Source organism: Salana multivorans, from assembly GCF_003751805.1.
GTDB lineage: Bacteria > Actinomycetota > Actinomycetes > Actinomycetales > Beutenbergiaceae > Salana > Salana multivorans.
On record NZ_RKHQ01000001.1, the window covers coordinates 2,756,342 to 2,772,513 of the forward strand.

26 protein-coding genes are annotated in these 16,172 nt (G+C 69.6%); 4 read left to right on the forward strand and 22 right to left on the reverse strand.

Annotated elements, in window-relative coordinates:
• Window positions 1-26: 26 nt before the first annotated feature.
• From EDD28_RS11880 to EDD28_RS18205, 4 genes are all read right to left on the reverse strand, one after another.
• Window positions 27-737 carry a VG15 protein gene (locus EDD28_RS11880; RefSeq protein WP_123739783.1) on the reverse strand — a complete coding sequence of 237 codons (711 nt, stop codon included), beginning with the start codon at window positions 735-737 and terminating at the stop codon, window positions 27-29.
• A gap of 157 nt (window positions 738-894) precedes the next feature.
• On the reverse strand, window positions 895-2,349 hold the full coding sequence (locus EDD28_RS11885; RefSeq protein ID WP_123739784.1) for a phage portal protein: 1,455 nt from the start codon (window positions 2,347-2,349) through the stop codon (window positions 895-897).
• Complete coding sequence (locus tag EDD28_RS11890; RefSeq protein WP_123739785.1) at window positions 2,346-3,872, reverse strand: terminase large subunit domain-containing protein; 1,527 nt, start codon at window positions 3,870-3,872, stop codon at window positions 2,346-2,348. Before EDD28_RS11890 ends, EDD28_RS11885 begins: the two co-directional genes overlap by 4 nt.
• Before the next feature lie 256 nt (window positions 3,873-4,128).
• A complete protein-coding gene (locus EDD28_RS18205) occupies window positions 4,129-4,440 on the reverse strand; it encodes an HNH endonuclease signature motif containing protein (protein ID WP_123739786.1) in 312 nt (103 codons plus the stop codon).
• 84 nt (window positions 4,441-4,524) lie between these two features.
• Between EDD28_RS18205 and EDD28_RS17715 the strand changes: the two genes are divergently transcribed.
• A complete protein-coding gene (locus tag EDD28_RS17715; protein WP_211339178.1) occupies window positions 4,525-5,037 on the forward strand; it encodes a DUF2510 domain-containing protein in 513 nt (170 codons plus the stop codon).
• Here EDD28_RS17715 and EDD28_RS11905 read toward each other — a convergent pair.
• Window positions 5,034-5,351: a hypothetical protein gene (locus EDD28_RS11905; protein ID WP_123739787.1), complete on the reverse strand. Its 318-nt coding sequence runs from the start codon at window positions 5,349-5,351 to the stop codon at window positions 5,034-5,036. The two genes, EDD28_RS17715 and EDD28_RS11905, sit on opposite strands and share 4 nt — an antisense overlap.
• 60 nt (window positions 5,352-5,411) lie before the next feature.
• Here EDD28_RS11905 and EDD28_RS11910 point away from each other — a divergent pair, with 60 nt between their 5' ends.
• Window positions 5,412-5,714, forward strand: coding sequence for a hypothetical protein (locus EDD28_RS11910; protein WP_148059607.1), 303 nt, complete (start codon window positions 5,412-5,414; stop codon window positions 5,712-5,714).
• 7 nt (window positions 5,715-5,721) lie between these two features.
• Here EDD28_RS11910 and EDD28_RS11915 read toward each other — a convergent pair whose 3' ends face one another.
• The 14 genes from EDD28_RS11915 to EDD28_RS11970 all read right to left on the reverse strand — a co-directional run bounded on the left by EDD28_RS11915 (window position 5,722) and on the right by EDD28_RS11970 (window position 13,996).
• Entirely contained in the window at window positions 5,722-6,225 is a 504-nt protein-coding gene (locus tag EDD28_RS11915; protein WP_170169453.1) for a DUF4145 domain-containing protein, read from the reverse strand.
• Window positions 6,226-6,398: 173 nt separating this feature from the next.
• The gene (locus EDD28_RS11920) at window positions 6,399-6,593 is read right to left on the reverse strand and encodes a hypothetical protein (RefSeq protein ID WP_123739790.1); all 195 of its coding nucleotides are present in this window, start codon (window positions 6,591-6,593) and stop codon (window positions 6,399-6,401) included.
• Between the two features lie 520 nt (window positions 6,594-7,113).
• Window positions 7,114-7,917 (reverse strand): hypothetical protein, encoded by an 804-nt coding sequence (locus tag EDD28_RS11925; RefSeq protein ID WP_123739791.1) that lies wholly within the window; start codon window positions 7,915-7,917, stop codon window positions 7,114-7,116.
• 189 nt (window positions 7,918-8,106) lie between these two features.
• Window positions 8,107-8,856: a hypothetical protein gene (locus EDD28_RS11930; protein WP_148059608.1), complete on the reverse strand. Its 750-nt coding sequence runs from the start codon at window positions 8,854-8,856 to the stop codon at window positions 8,107-8,109.
• Window positions 8,857-9,010: 154 nt separating this feature from the next.
• On the reverse strand, window positions 9,011-9,349 hold the full coding sequence (locus EDD28_RS11935) for a hypothetical protein (RefSeq protein WP_123739793.1): 339 nt from the start codon (window positions 9,347-9,349) through the stop codon (window positions 9,011-9,013).
• Window positions 9,346-9,714 carry a hypothetical protein gene (locus EDD28_RS11940; protein WP_123739794.1) on the reverse strand — a complete coding sequence of 123 codons (369 nt, stop codon included), beginning with the start codon at window positions 9,712-9,714 and terminating at the stop codon, window positions 9,346-9,348. The genes EDD28_RS11935 and EDD28_RS11940 overlap by 4 nt, the downstream gene beginning before the upstream one ends.
• Window positions 9,711-10,292 carry a hypothetical protein gene (locus EDD28_RS11945; RefSeq protein WP_123739795.1) on the reverse strand — a complete coding sequence of 194 codons (582 nt, stop codon included), beginning with the start codon at window positions 10,290-10,292 and terminating at the stop codon, window positions 9,711-9,713. The genes EDD28_RS11940 and EDD28_RS11945 overlap by 4 nt, the downstream gene beginning before the upstream one ends.
• Window positions 10,293-10,374: 82 nt before the next feature.
• On the reverse strand, window positions 10,375-10,815 hold the full coding sequence (locus EDD28_RS11950; protein WP_123739796.1) for a single-stranded DNA-binding protein: 441 nt from the start codon (window positions 10,813-10,815) through the stop codon (window positions 10,375-10,377).
• A 3-nt stretch (window positions 10,816-10,818) separates the two neighbouring features.
• On the reverse strand, window positions 10,819-12,042 hold the full coding sequence (locus EDD28_RS11955; RefSeq protein WP_170169454.1) for an AAA family ATPase: 1,224 nt from the start codon (window positions 12,040-12,042) through the stop codon (window positions 10,819-10,821).
• Window positions 12,039-12,458 (reverse strand): hypothetical protein, encoded by a 420-nt coding sequence (locus EDD28_RS17400; protein ID WP_170169455.1) that lies wholly within the window; start codon window positions 12,456-12,458, stop codon window positions 12,039-12,041. The genes EDD28_RS11955 and EDD28_RS17400 overlap by 4 nt, the downstream gene beginning before the upstream one ends.
• Window positions 12,455-13,207, reverse strand: a complete 753-nt coding sequence (locus EDD28_RS17180) for a hypothetical protein (protein WP_148059609.1) — start codon at window positions 13,205-13,207, stop codon at window positions 12,455-12,457. The genes EDD28_RS17400 and EDD28_RS17180 overlap by 4 nt, the downstream gene beginning before the upstream one ends.
• Window positions 13,204-13,377: a hypothetical protein gene (locus EDD28_RS17405; protein WP_170169456.1), complete on the reverse strand. Its 174-nt coding sequence runs from the start codon at window positions 13,375-13,377 to the stop codon at window positions 13,204-13,206. The genes EDD28_RS17180 and EDD28_RS17405 overlap by 4 nt, the downstream gene beginning before the upstream one ends.
• Window positions 13,374-13,607 carry a hypothetical protein gene (locus EDD28_RS11965; protein ID WP_123739799.1) on the reverse strand — a complete coding sequence of 78 codons (234 nt, stop codon included), beginning with the start codon at window positions 13,605-13,607 and terminating at the stop codon, window positions 13,374-13,376. Before EDD28_RS11965 ends, EDD28_RS17405 begins: the two co-directional genes overlap by 4 nt.
• Window positions 13,604-13,996 (reverse strand): hypothetical protein, encoded by a 393-nt coding sequence (locus tag EDD28_RS11970; RefSeq protein ID WP_148059610.1) that lies wholly within the window; start codon window positions 13,994-13,996, stop codon window positions 13,604-13,606. Before EDD28_RS11970 ends, EDD28_RS11965 begins: the two co-directional genes overlap by 4 nt.
• Before the next feature lie 68 nt (window positions 13,997-14,064).
• Between EDD28_RS11970 and EDD28_RS11975 the strand changes: the two genes are divergently transcribed.
• Together EDD28_RS11975 and EDD28_RS17410 are read left to right on the forward strand one after the other, a co-directional pair.
• Window positions 14,065-14,259 (forward strand): hypothetical protein, encoded by a 195-nt coding sequence (locus tag EDD28_RS11975; protein ID WP_123739801.1) that lies wholly within the window; start codon window positions 14,065-14,067, stop codon window positions 14,257-14,259.
• A complete protein-coding gene (locus EDD28_RS17410; protein WP_170169457.1) occupies window positions 14,256-14,402 on the forward strand; it encodes a hypothetical protein in 147 nt (48 codons plus the stop codon). Before EDD28_RS11975 ends, EDD28_RS17410 begins: the two co-directional genes overlap by 4 nt.
• A gap of 6 nt (window positions 14,403-14,408) precedes the next feature.
• Here EDD28_RS17410 and EDD28_RS11980 read toward each other — a convergent pair whose 3' ends face one another.
• From EDD28_RS11980 to EDD28_RS11990, 3 genes are read right to left on the reverse strand one after another with little or no spacing between them, the layout of a single operon-like run.
• Window positions 14,409-15,440, reverse strand: a complete 1,032-nt coding sequence (locus EDD28_RS11980; RefSeq protein ID WP_123739802.1) for a DNA-methyltransferase — start codon at window positions 15,438-15,440, stop codon at window positions 14,409-14,411.
• The gene (locus EDD28_RS11985) at window positions 15,437-15,826 is read right to left on the reverse strand and encodes a hypothetical protein (protein ID WP_123739803.1); all 390 of its coding nucleotides are present in this window, start codon (window positions 15,824-15,826) and stop codon (window positions 15,437-15,439) included. Before EDD28_RS11985 ends, EDD28_RS11980 begins: the two co-directional genes overlap by 4 nt.
• Complete coding sequence (locus EDD28_RS11990) at window positions 15,823-16,146, reverse strand: hypothetical protein (RefSeq protein ID WP_123739804.1); 324 nt, start codon at window positions 16,144-16,146, stop codon at window positions 15,823-15,825. The genes EDD28_RS11985 and EDD28_RS11990 overlap by 4 nt, the downstream gene beginning before the upstream one ends.
• Window positions 16,147-16,172 lie beyond the last annotated feature (26 nt).

Below are 16,172 nucleotides of genomic sequence, written 5' to 3' on the forward strand. Positions count from 1 at the left end.
AGGTGGTCCCGGCCGTGCGGCCGTGGTCAGCGGATGCCCTGCTCCTGGCGCAGGGCGGCGAGGATCGCGCGGGGGTCGCCGCTCCCGGCGACCTTCCTGGCCTCCTGATAGTCGGCGTAGAGCGCATCGGGGTCGTAGCCCTCGATGTGGTGCTGCGCCCGGTCGAACTCGACGACCGGCATGCAGTCACAGTCGTCGTGGTAGTGGTCCATCTCACCAGCGGTCTTGCTGGAGCGGTAGACGAAGCCGCGGCTGGCGAGCATCAGACAGAACGCGCACGTGGTCGCGCCCTTGGGCACTCGCGCATAACGCGGACGGGCGGGGTCGGAGGCTACGTTGCGCCGGACTGTCTCGCGGGCAGAGTAGGAGACGTAGCGCTGCACCGCACCCGAGATGATCGATAGCGCCTCTGCGGGGTCACCCGCGAAGAGGCGCCCAGCGGCGAACCGCGTCGAGCCGACCACCTGAGCCGCCTCGACGCCTGGGGCGGCGGTAGCCGAGAAGCGTCCAGCCACCTGAGCCGCGCGGACCTCCTCGTACCAGTCGGCCGCGACCGCGGTCGCGAGGTCGCCATACTCGCGGACCAGGGTGGGGACGAACTCGATCAGCGCGTCCCTGGCCGCTTCTGCGTCGGAGAGATCGAGTCCGCGCCAGAACGCCTCAAGCTCGGCCCGGGCCATCGCCACGACCTCAGCGTTCGCGGTCCTCAGCCGCTCAACGTCGCGCCGTGTGGTCACTCGGAGTCCGACGGCGGTCGTAGCGACACGGGTGTCGCGCCCGTGAACTTCAGTCCAGCGAGGCCAAGGCGACCTGCGGCGTCCGCCTGGTCGACCCCAGCGCGAATGGCTATGCCGAGAGCGTCGAACTTGGTCTTGAGCGCCAGGGCGTCCTCAGTCACCGAAGCCCCCCCCCCGCGGCCAACGAGGGCGATGTCGCATCCGAACCAGGGGCGACATCCGCTCGGGCAGCGAGCACCCGGTCAAGGGTGTTTCCACCCTGGATGCGGCGACGCTCAGCCGTGAAGCGATCAATCTGTTGCGGAGACAGCCCAGCCATCTCCATGCCCACCGTCGAGGCGGCCAGACCGTCGATAGCCGGGGCGACCTTGACGAACCAATCGCCGGCCGCGCTCGTCGTGACCTTGGTCGGGTTCAGCCACACGGGCGACAGGCCCGCGTACTCCGCGCGCGCCGCATCCGAGTCGTCCCGGAGCCGCAGGGCTGACACCATGAGGCGGCGCCACGCGGGCGACAGGGACGTGCTCTGCCAGTGGCGGATGTCGAGCTCCAGCTCGTGGTTCGCCTCTGAGATCGCGCCCTCGGACTCGGGGTTGTCTCCCACGATCCCCAGCGACCGCAGCGGCAGGTTCGTCTCCGAGGCGAACCACTGTGCGAGCATTCGGAGCTGCTCGATGTTCGGCTGCATCGACTGCTGCTTGAACTCGCCGACCGTCGGCGCATTGCCCTCTTCGTCGCGCGAGAGTGTCAGGAGGTTGCCGAGGATGATCTGCCACCCCGACAGCGGGTTGCCGTCCCGGTCCGAGAAGGCGCCCTCCTCGGCGCCCATTGCCCACCGCTGAGGCGCGTTGAAGAACTCGGCGCTCACCTCGGTACGCAGCATGGACCTGACGATCGAGTCCGTCAGCGACATGACCGGCCGTGAGATGCGAGAGCGACCGAAGGGGCGCCCGAGCTCGGCGCGGTAGGCGAACTGCTCCACCGGTACGCCGAGCTCGTGGACGGACTGTCGGATGTCCCAACGGGCACCACTGCGCCGCATGACGATCGCGGCGTTGGGGACATAGAGCACCATGTGGTCGATCGCGCCGAGGTCATCGACGTCCACAATCGAGAGAGCGCTGGTCATCGAGTTGAGGCGCGATGACCATGTGCCGGTCGCCCACTCGGCCGACCGCAGCGTGATCAGCGACTCCGGCTCGCCCGCGCCCGTGTCGCCCGCCGTGACGAAGCCGAATGCGGTCGAGGCGACCAGGGCGGAGGTGTGCGCCTGCGGCATCAGCGTCTCGAGGCGGTTCGCCTCCGAGATCTCGCCGACGCCCAGCACGTCCGGGTCTCCGCCCGAGGCGAGAGTCCAGCGCTCGAGCATCGTCCGACGCGACATCGAGTCGACCGCCTTAGCGGGCAGCCCGACGGCGGTCTCCACGCCCCGCAGGTGCGGTGGGATCGCGATACCCAGATCCTTGAGGCCGGCCTTGTGCTCGTAGTACGTGCGACGCAGGCGGTTCCTGAACGCCTTCCGCCGGATCTTCTCCACCAGGCCGGTGACCATGTCCTGGTGCTGAGCGCTCAGGCCGGCGACGTACGGTGTCTGCGTCGAGGCAGGGGTCACAGGATCATCCCCCTCTGCTTCTTGCCCGGCTTGCGTCGTGTCGTCCGAGCCGTCCGGTACGCCAGGCACATCGCCTCGATGTGCGCCTCGAGGCCGTCGTCGCCCGTGGAGTTCCAGCCCCACGCCCCGCCCGGTCGGGCCTTCTTGTCCGAGACGGCCACGGACTCCTCCAGGGCCACCTGTCCCTCGGTGTGGGTGAGGGATCCATTGAGGATCGCCTCGTACCCGAGCGAGCAGGAGTCGTAGTACTCGGCCGTCGTCGCGATGTGGATGCGGGACTTCGACACGCCCGCGTCAATCAGCGCGAGGCGGAGCACCTCGTCGTGCGAGGGGCCACAGATCGTGATCTGCGCGAACCGCCTCCAGCGCTCATCCTCGGCCAGCCATCGAGCCACACGCCCGATATCGACCGAGCCCGCAAGCGAGCCACGCGCATCCCAAGGAAGTTCGGCGTGGAAGCCGTCCGGGTGCTTCGTCGCTCCCGCGACGCCCATCACTGTGCCCGAGGCGGAGAATGCCACCCCGAGCGATCGGATGCCATCAGTGGCAGGCGCTTCCGCGTTTCGCCACTGTGAGGCTGTGATGAGGCGACTGACCTTGCCGGTGGTCTCGCTCCATAGGCCGAGCCGGTCCTGGCCGAACTTCTCCACCGAGTAGGTCTCGCACTCGCCCTGCACGACCTCGACGTTCATTCGCGCGTTCCACGCCGGGTTGGCGGACCAGCAGATGTACTCGACCGCCGGAGTCCATCGGCGCGACTTGAGGTCGGGCAAGGCCGCTGCATACTCCGGCGACTCCCGGTCGGCACCCCACTCGCACCACGCCGCCGAGGTCGACTTGCCCTCGATAGCAGCCGCGCGGACGGACTCGAAGACGGTCGAGTCGTCCTCCTCCTGGGGCGCAGTGCCGAGTAGCCACACCTGCGGGTTCGGCATCGCAGACATCGTCGAGTTGATCGAGGTCCATGCGCGAGATCCGAGGATCTGAGCCTCGTCCAGCATCAGGCAGTCAGACGAAAATCCCTTGCCGCCTGCCCCCGAGCGCGCCTTGAACTGGATCGTCGCGCCGTTCGCGAACTTCACAGCCTCGCGGTTCAGAGCTTGCATGATGCCGCCCGGCTTCACGCGCTCCCGCAGCCAGGCGTTCGCCTCGTCCTCGACGATCTCCATGAGCTTCGAGAACGCCTCGCGCGCCGTGTCCTGCTGGTGGGCGCTGATGACGATCTTCTTCTCGCCGAAGAGAAGTGCGCCCGCGAGCGCGCGCGCCACGAGCAGCTGGCTCTTGCCGTTCTGGCGGGGCACCGTCACTCCGACCCGCTTGGCCGCCCAGGTGGCATCACGGCGCTCGCCCATCGCGGCCTTGAGGATCGTCTCCTGCCAGCCGTCCAGGACGATGCCCGCCGTCGCCGAGAGGTCAGCGACGTCCTCCCAGGAGTTAGCCCGAGCGCCCCTGGGCTCGACCAAGACGCGCGGTGGCGCCTCCCCGAGCAGCGCGACGGGCTGCGAGCTCGTCAACCGGATCACCCGCCTTGCCTTCGTCTACCGCCAGCGCGGCGAGGTCGGCGGACACGGCGCGGATCTGGGCGGCGAGAGGAGCCCTTGCCGGCCCCTTCGCCTCGTCCCGGAGTCCGCTCATGAGCAGGTCGAGCGTTTCCTCAAGCACGGCCTTGCGGTCCATCGGCGGACCTCCCGAGCTCTGTGTGTGAAAGTCGCTATGCCTCTAGGGTGCGAGGAACCGGGAGGGGGAGGGGGTGCCCCCCGGGTCTGTCGCGGAGTCGCGTCACCACTCGATTCGAGGCTCGGCTCCTGGGCCGAGGGGTGGGGCGGCCCGCGTCTCTGCTCGTCGTTGTCCGAGCCGCTGGTTGCAGCGCCGGCAGATGACCCGCCCGTTACTGGCGTCGTTCGTTCCGCCGTCGACGACGCGGATGATGTGGTCTGGTTCGGCGCTGTTGGGTTGGCGGCTGACGTCGTAATCGAGCCATACGCCGCACCCTGGGACTGGGCACCGGGTGACTCCGGCTGCTCTTCCTGCGGCAAGGACAGCTTTGCGGAAGCGGAGGTGTGATGTCGTGCCGGTCCGTGAGGTGACCATGGCGTGCCACTGCTCCCCTCCCGGCTTGCGCACTCTCCCGGTGTCCGGGAGACACCCCCGCGGGATGCGACTAGCCTCCCGGGTATGAGCGAGGACGCCCCCCTGTTGGAGATCACATCCCACATCGACGGGAAGAACGCGAAGGTGCGTGTCTATCCGGACCGGGTGGAGTGGGACAAGGTCGGCAAGGTGTCGGGCGCGAAGGTGACGGCCGGGATCATCACGATGGGTGCCTCGTTCGCGGCCACGGGGGCGCGTGGTCGCCGTGGTGCGGGGTCGGACATGTTGTTGATGGACGCGATCCAGGGGGTGACGACGCGTCGTGACACGGTGCTGAACGACGTGGTGGTTCTACATAGTTCGTCTGGTGTGATCGAGATGCGCTGTTCGAAGAAGGAGGCGGCTTCGATGAAGGAGCTGATCCTCGCGGTCAAGCGTGGCGCGTACTCGCAGCCGGTCTCGGCTCAGCCCGCTTCTCCGCCTCCGCCGGTTCAGCCTTCGTGGCCGGCGAACTGGTACCCGGACCCGCAGAATGACCGCCAACTGCGGTACTGGGACGGTTCCCGCTGGACTGAGCACACCCACCCGAAGGGCTAGACGCCCTCGCCCAGTTCGTGGGCGGCAACCTGGCGCCCCACTTCGGCCAGAATGTTCTCAGGGTTGGTGCCGCCCGGGATCCCGTTGACTTGAATGCCCTCACCCTCAACGGCCTGCACCAGGTCGCTGGCGTAGTGGAGCGCTCGGGTGAGCAGGTGAGCCATGGCGACTGCAACGAAGCGCGCATCGCGCGCGTCGAGGTCTGCGAGGAGCAGGTAGCACTCGGTCCAGGCGTTCTCGTTCTCGTCCTGAGTTTGGAGGTTGGTCGCCACTGCGAGGGCCCTGCGAAGTGCTTCGATCGGTTCGATGTCCATGGCGCCGACTGTAGGGCCTGATCGGGTGCGGCGCGGTGTTTTGCCTGCCAGAATCTCGGGATGGATCAGGTGCAGGCCGCGTGGGTGCGGAGTGCGGTGTCGGAGCATCCGGCCGCGAGGAAGTCGTTCGTGGACCCGCTGGTGATGGGCCTCGTGGTGCTTCCCGTGCTGGCAGGTGTGATCGGTTTTGTGGGCTGGCTGGTGCTGACGACTGGCGACGGCGGCCAGTTCCCGATGGTTCTGTTCGGTGTCAGCGGACTGCTAGCCCTCTGGGGGACGATCTCTTTGATCGTTGGTGCCTACCGCCTGCTCTCCGCGGTGCAGGTGCACCTGCGGATCGGGCAGTTCGGCGACTTGCGTTAGTTCGCCCCTACTCGCCGCGGAGGGCGAGGCGCTGTTCGCGGAAGCGGGTGAGCTTGGCATCCCGCTGGTATGCCTCGTCGAGGAACTGGTCGAGGAAGCCGAGCATGTCGGCGATCAGTTCCTCGGGGACGCTGGCCACGAAGTCGCCGTGGGCCATGTCGTTGCCGAGGAAGCGGATCTCGTGCGCGGCTTCTTTGACGCCCTTGCCGATGATCTCTTGGTCGTAGAGGGCGTCGATCTTGGCGAGGATGCCACCGGTCGTGATGCCCTTGTCTTTGGCGGTGGCCTCGACGACGGCTCGTGCCATCGCGGCGGAGGCGCGGTACTGGCCGATGGAGTAGCAGACCCAGGCTTCGGAGGCTGCGGCGGCGATCTGCTCGGGCACGTCAGGGAACTCCTTCCCGTACACGCGCTCCGGGAGCCAGCGGGGAGTGGCGTCCGGGTCGTCGATGTGCCTTCGTGCTGCCACGTAGTCGGACGCGAGCGCGAGGGGCTGCACTGCGATGCTCATCGCGCCACAGTTGTCGCACTTCATTCCGGCGGACCATGAGTCGCGACCGCGCGTGGGCTCATGCATCCGCGTGTGATGAGCGGCTTGGTGGCAGTTCCAGCAGACTCTTGAGGCCATGGCCTGAACCTACCCGTCGGACTGGGTGCGCGTTGTCGAGTCGCGCCCCTCCAGTCCTACTCGCCGCGTCCGTATGCCTGCCGCTGTGCTCGTCGCATCCCGGCGAGGATGGGGGTGAGGTCGGCGTGGTCGGTGAACTGGTGCATGGTCTCGGTGTTGCCGTCGCTGCTGACGATGCAGACGAGCTGCCCGCCGCGGGACCATTGGGTCTCGATGTAGCCGGTGTCGGTGTAGGTGCGTTCGCGAGGCATCACGCCTCTCCTGTCTGCCCTTCACGGGCGTGGGGTCCGGGCTCGCTGTTTTCGGTCCGGAGGTTAGGTGGAAGCGCTACCGTCGGCGGTGTCGGGCGCAACGCCGCGCCCGCGTGAGATTGAGGAGCCGATGATGGCTATAAGTACCTCGCCGTACCACTCGACGGACTTGAGGGACCCGAGGGTCTATCACGACTACAGGGACTGTCCGAATGGGCAGCAGATCAGTCCCGGCAACCGAGCTGCGGGGAAGGGCGGCTTGCCGCGCTGCGGTAGCTGCAAGCGTCTGGACTAGTCGAGCGCGAGCGGGGCCAGGGTGTCGTGGGCGCCTGGCCTCGCTCGCGGCGGGCGACTCGGGTTGGTGACGCGGTCGAGTCGGTGGAGGACCGCCGTCGTGCCGGGGTTCGTGGGCCTGGGGCATGACGAAGGCCCGGGAGCTGTGCTCTCCGGGCCTGGTTTTGGGTGTTGTTCAACACCGTCGCATACAGCGTACCTGACTGGTCAAGGATCTGGCGTGGCTCTAGCCGGCGCGTCGCGCTCCCCACCGCTCAGCGAGGTCGAGCGCTTCTCGGAGTCGGTAGAGGCCGGACTCGGGGTATGCCTCGGGGAGCCTGGGGGGTCGCGACTTGAGCTCTTGCGTCCATGACTGGACGGTCTTGAGTGGGACGGTGTGCCCGAGCACGACGAGGGCGGCGCGGATCTCGGTCTGGGTCATGAGCATCTTCTCGAGCTCGGCGCGGACGTGGTCGCGTTGGGCCTCGAGGGTGGTTTCTCCACGGCAGGCGGGGCAGCTCATGGTGGTTCTGCCGGGGCGGAGGTAGAGCGAGCCGGGGCAGGGGTCGCCGGCGAGGTAGTCCTCGCCGTCCCAGCTCAGCGGGGTTACGACCTTGAGTGGGCAGTCGCCCATGTAGGTGGGGGGCGCGGGGCGTTCGAGCGCTCGCCGGACCTTCTCGCTGTACTCGTGGGCCCAGTCGCAGAAGGCGAGCGCGGTTCGCTCGTCGGCGGTGGTCCAGTGCCCGAAGTGCTCTGCGACCTCGGTGAGCAGGTGGGGCATGACGCTGGTTCGAGGCGCCCATGGCCGGCCGTCGGCGTCGACCGTCTCGTCGCAGAGCACGTGCGCGAGCGAGCGGGTCTCGGTCTCGATCTCGTGCAGCAGGTCGCTGATGTGGATGTCGATGACGAGCGGCTGCTCGTGGCTGCCGCTGGTGCGTCCGGTGAGAGGGCTTCCTCCTTCGCGTCGGAGCCTGGCCTTGAGGTCGGGCCATCGCTGGGCGATGTAGACGAGGTTGTCGCGGGCGTCGAGGTCGTCCTGGACTGTGGTCACGTGTCCTCCTGGCATGACGAAGCCCCCAGGTGGTGGTCCTGGGGGCTTGGGGTTGGGGGTTGGGTTGTGGGGCTAGTCGTCGCCGTGCTGGTAGCTGTCGCGGTCGATGTCACGCCAGGTTTCGATGAGGCCACGGATGGTGAGTCGTGAGCCGTGGCTGGTGACGTGGATGCTGGCGGTGTCGTCGGCCTATTCGGTGAGGGTGGTGGTTTCGGTGAGGACGATCCAGGCTCCGGGGGTGTCACCGGCGCATTCGTCGGCGATGTGTGCGGCGATGGCTTCGGCGAGTGCGGCCTTGGTGTCGGCGCTCACGTCTCGTCCCGATCGATGACGTGCCCGCAGTCGGCGCAGACGAGCCGGATGGGGTCGCAGGGGGGTGGCGTCGCTGACCGTCTGCCTGTGGTCGCAGGCGGGCGGCTCGTAGGTGCCGAAGGCACGCAGGAGCCCGCCCTTCGGGAAGGCGGACGCGGGTATCACGGGGCAACCGTCCGTCAGTCGCGGCCAGTCCTCGGCGTCGCGCCGGGGCACCTCCACGGGTCCGCCGCTCGCGTATCGCGGCGGCTCGTAGGTGCCGAAGGCGGGCGCGGTGAGCCTCGCGAAGCCGCTTCGAATTGCGTCTGCGATCTCCTGCATGGTGAGGGTCTCGCGCTGAGTCGGGACGTCGGGTGTGCGCCAGTAGGTGACGCTCTCGACGGTGCAGCCGGTCTCTCCGCACGGGTGGATGTGCGAGTGCGGCAGGGTGACCTCGGTGAGCCCGAGCGCCTCCACGATCTTCTCGGCGACATGCTCGGCGTGCCTGTGCGCGGCGGCCCGACGGGTGCCGGGGATGAGCCCGTTGTCTCCGCAGGCGCACTCCCAGCGGGAGCCGCCCGCCGTGCCGCCACCGATGCTGGCTGGCTGGTGCGCGTAGACCGCGCTGGCGATGGTGTCGATGGTCATGCGGTCCTCCTGGTGATGCTCGTGAAGCTGGGTCGGAGTGCCGTCCCGGTCCCCCAGCAGCGGGGGCACACGACCGGGTAGCCGGTCGGGTAGATCGCGCCGACGCCCCGGCACTTGGGGCATGTGATCCGGGGCGGCCAGGCGAGCGCGGGCATCACGCACCCCCGAGCTGCTTCGTGCGAATCGCCTCGTGCCGGTCGGCGTCGGGCCAGCCGGCGATGGGCGTGTGCTCCCCGCCGTGACCCTTATCCCTGCGGCACAGGTGGATGCTGCACTCGGCCACGAAGTCCTCGTCGGGGTAGAGCGACTCGTCGAGGAGGTTCTCGGGCACGTTGTGTCCGGCGGCGACATGCTCACGTAGGTGGGCGACGATCTCGGCGGCGGAGTGGAAGTCCCACTGGTCGCTGAGGATGCAGCCACAGCATGCGACGTAGCCGGCGATGTCGCCGTACACGTACACGTCGGAGCTGGGGCCGAAGCGTGCGTAACTCACGACGCCTCCCCGAGCACGCGGCGGGCGACGGCGGTGGCGGACATCTCGGCGGCGGTGATCCGTGCCGTGACGCCGCGCCGCTCGATGCCGGTGGCGGTGTCGTCGAGGTGGCCCGCCAGCGCGAGCGCCACGCCGGGCCCCATCGCGGCGATCAGGGTGGCGTCGGTGACGGTGAGCATCACCTCGTCGCAGACCACGAAGCCGCCTTCGCTCGTGACCCCGGATGCGTGCGGGACGTGGTCGAGGCTGGGGTCTCCGGTCGACCCGTCGCACAGCAGTGCGTGCCACGGCCCGGGTGCCGCGGCGTCGGCCATGTCCCGGAGCTTGGTCGCGGCCCTGCGCAGGGTGTCGATGTGGGTGCTCACTGGTCGGCTCCGATCGCGTCGAGGCAGGTGATGATCTCGTAGGCGGTCGCCCACGCGCGCATCGGGTGGGTGTTGGCCTCCGGGAGGAGGCCGACGACGGCGCGGAGCCGGGTCAGGTCCATTCCGGGTCGCCACCCGTGGTCGACGTCGGCTGTGGTGGCCTGGATGCAGCCGATCACCTCGGCGCGGTCGAGGATCAGCCACTTGTCGCCCTGCCCGGGTGTGAGGGTGAGGCCGCGGCGCTCGGCCAGGTCGAGGTAGATCGGGGAGATGCCACGGCCCGGGTCGACCTCGCCGGGCTGGAGCCACGTCGTGACCCGCTCTGCGACACCGCCGGGGGCTGTCACCCACTCCTGGAGTCGGCCCGGCGCTCCGGTGAGCCGGTCGGCGCGGACGAGGATGTAGCGGTCGGTCACCCACTCCACGCCGTCCACCTCGAGGCGGACGAGCAGGCCGGCGTCGGGGACGCAGGAGTCGCAGCAGTCCAGCTCGCCGACGCCCTCCCATGCGGTCGTGTAGGGGGCGAGGTCGGCGAAGTCGATCATCCGGGGCTCGATGGTCTCGGGTGTGCTGCTCATGGGTGTCTCCTAGGTGGCGTCGGGGTGGTGGGTGCAGGAAGGGGCCGCACCTGGTGTGGTGCGGCCCCTCGAGGTTGGTGGCTCAAAACGGGGGTTCTGAGTTGTCGTAGCCGCCGGCCGCGGCCTGGCTGGTGCCGCCGCCCTGCCACGGGTCGGCCTGGGACGTGCTGCGGTGGCCCTGGGGCCAGCCGTCGCGGGGCTTGGCGATACCGAGCTGGTCGGCGCGAACGTCGAGGCTGGTGCGCTTCTCGCCGTTGTGCTCGTACTCGCGGACGGTCAGCGGCCCGGTGACCTTGACCCGCATGCCCTTCGTGAGCAGCTCGGCGTGCATCTCGCCGGGGCGGCCCCAGGACGAGATCCGGTACCAGACGGTCGGCCCGGTGTCCTCCCACTCCCCGGCGGCGTTGCGCCTCTGGGGGGTGACGGGGATGGAGAACTCGCACACGGCGTCACCGGACGGGGTGAACTTCAGCGTCGAGTCCTGGGCGACGAAGCCCTCGATCGTGATGGTGGCGGATGCCATGGTCTAGCTCCATTTCTCGTGCGCACCGGACGGGGTCCAGGTGCCTGATGTGGTGTCGTCGGAGACCCAGGGCCATCCCGACGTGGTGCCTCGGCGGAGGCGGGCCGGCCAGCTGCGTTCGTCTCGGTCGCCTCGCCATCGGACGAGGTCGACCGCGGCGGGATCTCCGGAGACGGCGCGCAGACCCATACCGAACTCGGGCCAGCCGAGCAGGGCGGCGGACCCGCGTGGGCGGAGGTTGCGCTCCCCGTCGCCGGTCTGGGCGTGGCCGGCATGGGCCTCCATGACGAGCGCCAGACCCCGGGCTCTGAGGGAGTCCAGGGCGTCGATGAGGGGTGCGGCGTCGTCGTCGGAGGTGATGGCGCGGGGGACGAGCTTGTACAGCGGCCCGATCGCGAGCATCTGCGGATCGTGCTCGTCGACGAGTCGATGCACGGCCGAGAGGTCCCGGTCGGTGGTGATGTCGAGCCGGGCGACGCACGCGATGTGCACGGTGTCGGCCGGGTCGACACTTCCGCGGCGTGCGGCGTGCCGGGCGATGTAGCCCGCCTTGCGCCGCCACTGCTTCTCGCTGTTCTCGGCGTCGACCACGAGGCAGCGGACGGGCTCGATCTGCTCGAAGGTCACCGGGTGCACCCCGGCTGCGGACGCGAGGACGATCTGCCTCACCCAGGTACTTTTCCCAGCGCCCTCACCGCCGGTCAGGACGAGCCGGTCGCGCCGCTCCAGCAGTCCGGGGATCAGCCAGTCGTACTCGTCGCTGCCCTCCAGCAGGTGCCCGAGCGTGGGTGCCTGGAGTCCGCCCGTGGGTTTCGTCGACACCCCAGCCATGACCTCGCGTGCGGCGGTCATGGCCTGGGTGGCGTCGATCTCGGACGAGCCGATCTGTGCGAGCCGCTGCCCCGCGACGACCAGGCGCCGCTTGGTGGCGGCGTCGGCCACGATCTGCGCGTAGTAGTCCGCGTTGGCTGCGGTGGGGGTGCTGGCGAAGATCTGGTGTACCCGCTCGTGAGGTAGTCCCCGGATGCCCTCGGCGGCCGCCCGGTCCACGAACGTGATCGGGTCGATCTTGTCGCCAGCCGCGCGCATCTGCTGGAGCAGTGCGTAGCCGCGACCGAGCGCGACGTCTTGGAAGTCGTCGGCTGTGATGTGGTCGGCGACGAGCGCGAGACTGCCCGGGCTGAGGAGCGCCGCCCCGATGACCGCAGCCTCGGCCTCGGCGCTCACCGTGCGTCGCTCGGGTCGGGCGGAGCGAGCGCCCGGAGTCCCTGGGTCGCGAGGCTGGCGGCGACGTCGGGGTAGGCGCCGCCGATGACAGCCTCGTGGTACTCCGCCCGCCATGCTCGCTCCTGGTCGGCGGTGAGCCCGCCCGGGGGGTCGATCTGCTGGGCGCGACGGGCGCGGTCCGACTCCAGCACCCCCCACCGGCGAGCCTCCCGGATGCCGGCGATCACGTCGCCTGGGGTGACCCATCGCTCGCGGCTGGTGCGGGCGCGGACCATGTCCCGGACGACCTGCTGGGCGTCCTGGTATGCGACGTCGTGGAGGGCGTCGGCCCACACGGCCGCCTGGCCCTCCATCGCGCCGACGAGTCCGGCGCGGTTGAGGTAGGCGACGACCTTGGCGGCTTCGATGCGGTTCATGAGGTGATCTCCTTCGGCTGGTCGTGCTCGCGCTGGGCGTCCCACGCGATCGCGGCGTCCATCTCGCGGCGGAGGATGTCGGCCTGACGGTCCGAGGGGCGCCGCCCGCGAGCGCTGTCCCGGGCGGCGTACTCGGCGGCCTTGGTGAGCCAGGAACGGAAGGCGGCATTCCAGTCCCGGGCGCGTCGGTCGTTGGTGGCGGCGTGGTTCCGAAACGCCTCCGCCGTGGCGTCGAGGTCGAGACCCAGCTCGGCGGCCCGTCTCCTGTGTCCCTCGTCTGGCGTCCAGTCGTCCGGGAGGGGCCGCTCAGGCTTCCGGCGAGGAGAAACAGTTACTCCGTTAGGAGTAACCGGGCCGGGACGGGACGGGACGGGGTTCCCGTTTGCTTCAAGCCCAGGTGAAGCATTTGCTTCACGCCTGCTTCGCCCGGAGGCGAGCCCGCCCTTGCGCCCAGCCTCGGCGCGGAGGGCTCGTTTCGCCCGCACTTCCGCCGATGTGGGCTGAAACTCGGCCCACCCGTGGAACTCGAAGCCGCCCTCGATCTCGCGCCACAATCCGGAGTGGACCAGAGCTCTGGCGTGACCCAGACTGTGGCCGAGTATGCGCAGAGTTGCGTACGGAACGCGCCCATCTTGCTCCTGATGTGCGCTCCAACTGCCCGCGGTGACCCACAGTCCGCGCGCCGCCGGTGGGGTCGCGAGCCACTTCGGGTGCGACCAGAGCCGGTCGTCGACCTTGAACCAGGTCACGGCATCTCCTCCTCGGTGTCGAGTAGTCGGGTGAGGGTGATGTCCTCGGCGGTCGCGCCCCGTAGGACGTGCTCGACCTCGCCGAGGACGGTGGGTAGGTGTCGGCCCTGGCTGGAGCCGATGATGGACAGGGCGACGTCGATGCGCCGCTGGGGTGGGTAGGGGGTCACCACTGGGACACCTCGTGTCGATGCTGTGCCGCGTCGGGGTCGGTCCCGATGCGCGCGAGGATCGCCTTGGCGTCGGCGATGGTCCGCGCCATCTCCGCGCGAGCCTCGCGCTGCCTGCGCATGCGCTGGACGGCGAGGGCCTCCCGTGTCTCTCGTAGAGCTGCGGCGTGGCCCTCGCTGTAGCCGCGTGCGTAGGCGTCCTCGGCGCACTCCCGGTAGACCGCGCTCATCCGACCGTCGCCTCCTCTCGCACGATCTGGTCCCACAGTCGGAGCGCGTCCTCGGGTGTGATGCCGAGTCGCCTGATCGCGTCGTCCCAGGAGTACTCCAGGAGGGCCTCGCGGAGCCGGTCGAGGTCCACGTCGGGGGCGTCGTGGCCGGGGAACACGGGTGGTTGCCAGGTGCCGGGCCGGTGCTGGGTGACGTGTCGGCGGTAGACGCGGGTGTCGCCGACGATCCACACCTCGACGTAGGGCTGTCCCTCCCGGCCGGTGATGACGCCGTGCCACTCCTTCCCCTGGCTGGTCCAGGTGATGATGTCGCCGACATGAATCTCGTCCGGGTGACGGTCGCGGGTGCCCATCGGCTGGCCGTGATGCGGGGTCGGTGGGGTCCTCACGCGGTGAGTCCTTCCATGAGTGAGGGCTGTGTATTGACGCGTGTATTGACATCATGCATGATGGGGGGATGGATGCGATGACCGACAACGAACTCCTCACCTACGCCGCCGACACCGCCGTCGACGAGGCCTGGTTCCTGGGCCGACACGGCACCCCCGCCGCCTCGTGGATTGCCGAGACGTGTGAGGCGTGGACCCGACTCAAGGCCCGTGCCGCCCGCATCGAGCGTGAGATGCACAGGCGCGGGCTGGTCCTCGCATGAGGACCACGCACACCCCGCCCCGGTCCATCCGCGTCCCCGACGAGGTGTGGGACGCGGCCAAGGCCGAGGCTGAGCGGCGCGGGGAGACCGTGACCGACGCCGTGCTGCGGTTCCTGCGCCGCTACAGCAAGACCCCACGCTGACGACGCTCATGCGGTCAGTCCTTCCAGGTCGAGCCCGGGCTGCGCGAGCCGGGTGCGTAGGGACATGTCGAGGTAGTCGGCGTTGAGGTCGATCCCGACGTAGGGGTGGCCGTGCTTCGCGGCAGCGAGACCGGTGGTGCCCGACCCGGAGAACGGGTCGAGCACGGTGCCGCCGGGCTTGCAGCCGGCGAGGATGCACCGCTCAGCGAGCGCGGGCGGCATGGTCGCGAAGTGCGCGCCGGGGAACGGCTGCGTCGCGATCGTCCACACGTCGCCAGGGTTGCGGCCACGCGAGGGCGTCGCGAAGTCGCTGTCGCCCTGTGCGTGCCCGGGATTGAGCCCGCGTCGGGGCGGCGCTCCGGAGGCAGAGCGCTCGCTCCAGGTGCGTCCGGGGCGGTGCTGCGGCTTCTGCCCGGGCACGCCCTGCTCGTCGCGATCCCACGTGAGGGCTCCGTCGCGGGTCGACGTCACGGGCTCCCGAATCGCGTCGAGGTCGAAGAAGTAGCGGGGCGACTTCGTCAAGAGGAACACGTGCTCGTGCCGAGTCGAGAGCCGGTCGGTCACGCTCTCGGGCATCGCGTTCGGCTTGGCCCAGATGATGTCGTTGCGGAGGACCCAGCCGTCGTCCTGGAGCGCGAGCGCGACCCGCCACGGGATGCCCAGCATCCCCTTGCGCTGTCCCCACGGTTGGCCCGGCCTGTCGAGTGCGCGTGCGGGTGGGCGACGCGCCTCGTTCTTCAGGTCCGGACTCGTCGGGGAGCCCTTGCCGGAGTAGTAGGAGTCCCCGAGGTTGAGCCAGAGGGTGCCGTCGTCGGCGAGCACGCGGCGCGCCTCGCGCAGGGCCGCGACGAGCGCCTCGACGTACTCCGCTGGCGATTCCTCGGCCCCGAGCTGACCCTCGACGCCGTAGTCCCGCAGCTTGTAGTACGGCGGCGACGTGACGATGCAGTCCACCGAGCCGGCGTCGAGGCCGCGCAGCACGCCGAGAGCATCCCCGTGCCACAGCGTCACACCGGGGTCGGAGTAGTAGGGGGTCACGGCGCCTCCAGGGGTGTGAGTTCGAGGGCGACGAGGTGGTCGCCGGGGATGGTGAGGTTGGGGCCGCGGTCGAAGGTCTCGGGGCGCACGTAGCGAGGCCCGTCGCCCTGGAGCCACCCGCCCTCCACGAGTCCGTCGAGAAGGGCCTTGGTGGTCGGGTGTGCGTTTGCGGCGTCCCCGTGCTGCCAGCCGACGCCCTTGGGGTAGTGGATGGTCCAGACGGCGTGCACGCGCGCGTCGATGGGCTCCATGTCGATCTCGGCTGCGGCGTCGATCGCGATCTGGTGCAGCGCTCGCACGATCCGGCCGCGGTGGCCGACGTTGAGCACCGGCCGATTCGAGGACAGCCACAGCCGCTTCGGGACGGTGAGCGCGAGGGTGGTCATGCGGCCGCGTCCCGGAGCGTGTCGAGGATGCCGAGCGTGTCCAGGACGTCGGCGAGGTGCTCGCGGGGGACGTGCGCGGCGGCCTGGATCGCGGCGAGTCGGATCGCGACGGGCGGCACGTCCGGGACCGTGGAGTCGTAGGCGCGGGCGGGGGCCGTGGTCTGCGTCTTGAGGTGCGACTGGCGGAGCTGGAACGCCCCGAAGGTGCCGGAGCGCTCGCGTGCCGGGATCTTGTGCAGGCAGGCGCGGCACAGGCCGGTCTTGCCTCCGCAGCAGACGGTCCCGCATGAGGTGCAGGGCTGGTGGCGGTTCGCGACCATGGCCCCTCCTTCCGGGTACGCGAGAG

What these genes read in the sequence shown, in the direction of transcription:
- EDD28_RS18205 (WP_123739786.1), bottom strand. Translation starts at nt 4,440, where the DNA reads ATGGTCACCTCACGGACCGGCACGACATCACACCTCCGCTTCCGCAAA.
- EDD28_RS17715 (WP_211339178.1), top strand. Translation starts at nt 4,525, where the DNA reads ATGAGCGAGGACGCCCCCCTGTTGGAGATCACATCCCACATCGACGGG.
- EDD28_RS11905 (WP_123739787.1), bottom strand. Translation starts at nt 5,351, where the DNA reads ATGGACATCGAACCGATCGAAGCACTTCGCAGGGCCCTCGCAGTGGCG.
- EDD28_RS11910 (WP_148059607.1), top strand. Translation starts at nt 5,412, where the DNA reads ATGGATCAGGTGCAGGCCGCGTGGGTGCGGAGTGCGGTGTCGGAGCAT.
- EDD28_RS11915 (WP_170169453.1), bottom strand. Translation starts at nt 6,225, where the DNA reads ATGAGCATCGCAGTGCAGCCCCTCGCGCTCGCGTCCGACTACGTGGCA.
- EDD28_RS11920 (WP_123739790.1), bottom strand. Translation starts at nt 6,593, where the DNA reads ATGCCTCGCGAACGCACCTACACCGACACCGGCTACATCGAGACCCAA.
- EDD28_RS11930 (WP_148059608.1), bottom strand. Translation starts at nt 8,856, where the DNA reads ATGACCATCGACACCATCGCCAGCGCGGTCTACGCGCACCAGCCAGCC.
- EDD28_RS11945 (WP_123739795.1), bottom strand. Translation starts at nt 10,292, where the DNA reads ATGAGCAGCACACCCGAGACCATCGAGCCCCGGATGATCGACTTCGCC.
- EDD28_RS11950 (WP_123739796.1), bottom strand. Translation starts at nt 10,815, where the DNA reads ATGGCATCCGCCACCATCACGATCGAGGGCTTCGTCGCCCAGGACTCG.
- EDD28_RS17400 (WP_170169455.1), bottom strand. Translation starts at nt 12,458, where the DNA reads ATGAACCGCATCGAAGCCGCCAAGGTCGTCGCCTACCTCAACCGCGCC.
- EDD28_RS11965 (WP_123739799.1), bottom strand. Translation starts at nt 13,607, where the DNA reads ATGAGCGCGGTCTACCGGGAGTGCGCCGAGGACGCCTACGCACGCGGC.
- EDD28_RS11975 (WP_123739801.1), top strand. Translation starts at nt 14,065, where the DNA reads ATGGATGCGATGACCGACAACGAACTCCTCACCTACGCCGCCGACACC.
- EDD28_RS17410 (WP_170169457.1), top strand. Translation starts at nt 14,256, where the DNA reads ATGAGGACCACGCACACCCCGCCCCGGTCCATCCGCGTCCCCGACGAG.
- EDD28_RS11985 (WP_123739803.1), bottom strand. Translation starts at nt 15,826, where the DNA reads ATGACCACCCTCGCGCTCACCGTCCCGAAGCGGCTGTGGCTGTCCTCG.
- EDD28_RS11990 (WP_123739804.1), bottom strand. Translation starts at nt 16,146, where the DNA reads ATGGTCGCGAACCGCCACCAGCCCTGCACCTCATGCGGGACCGTCTGC.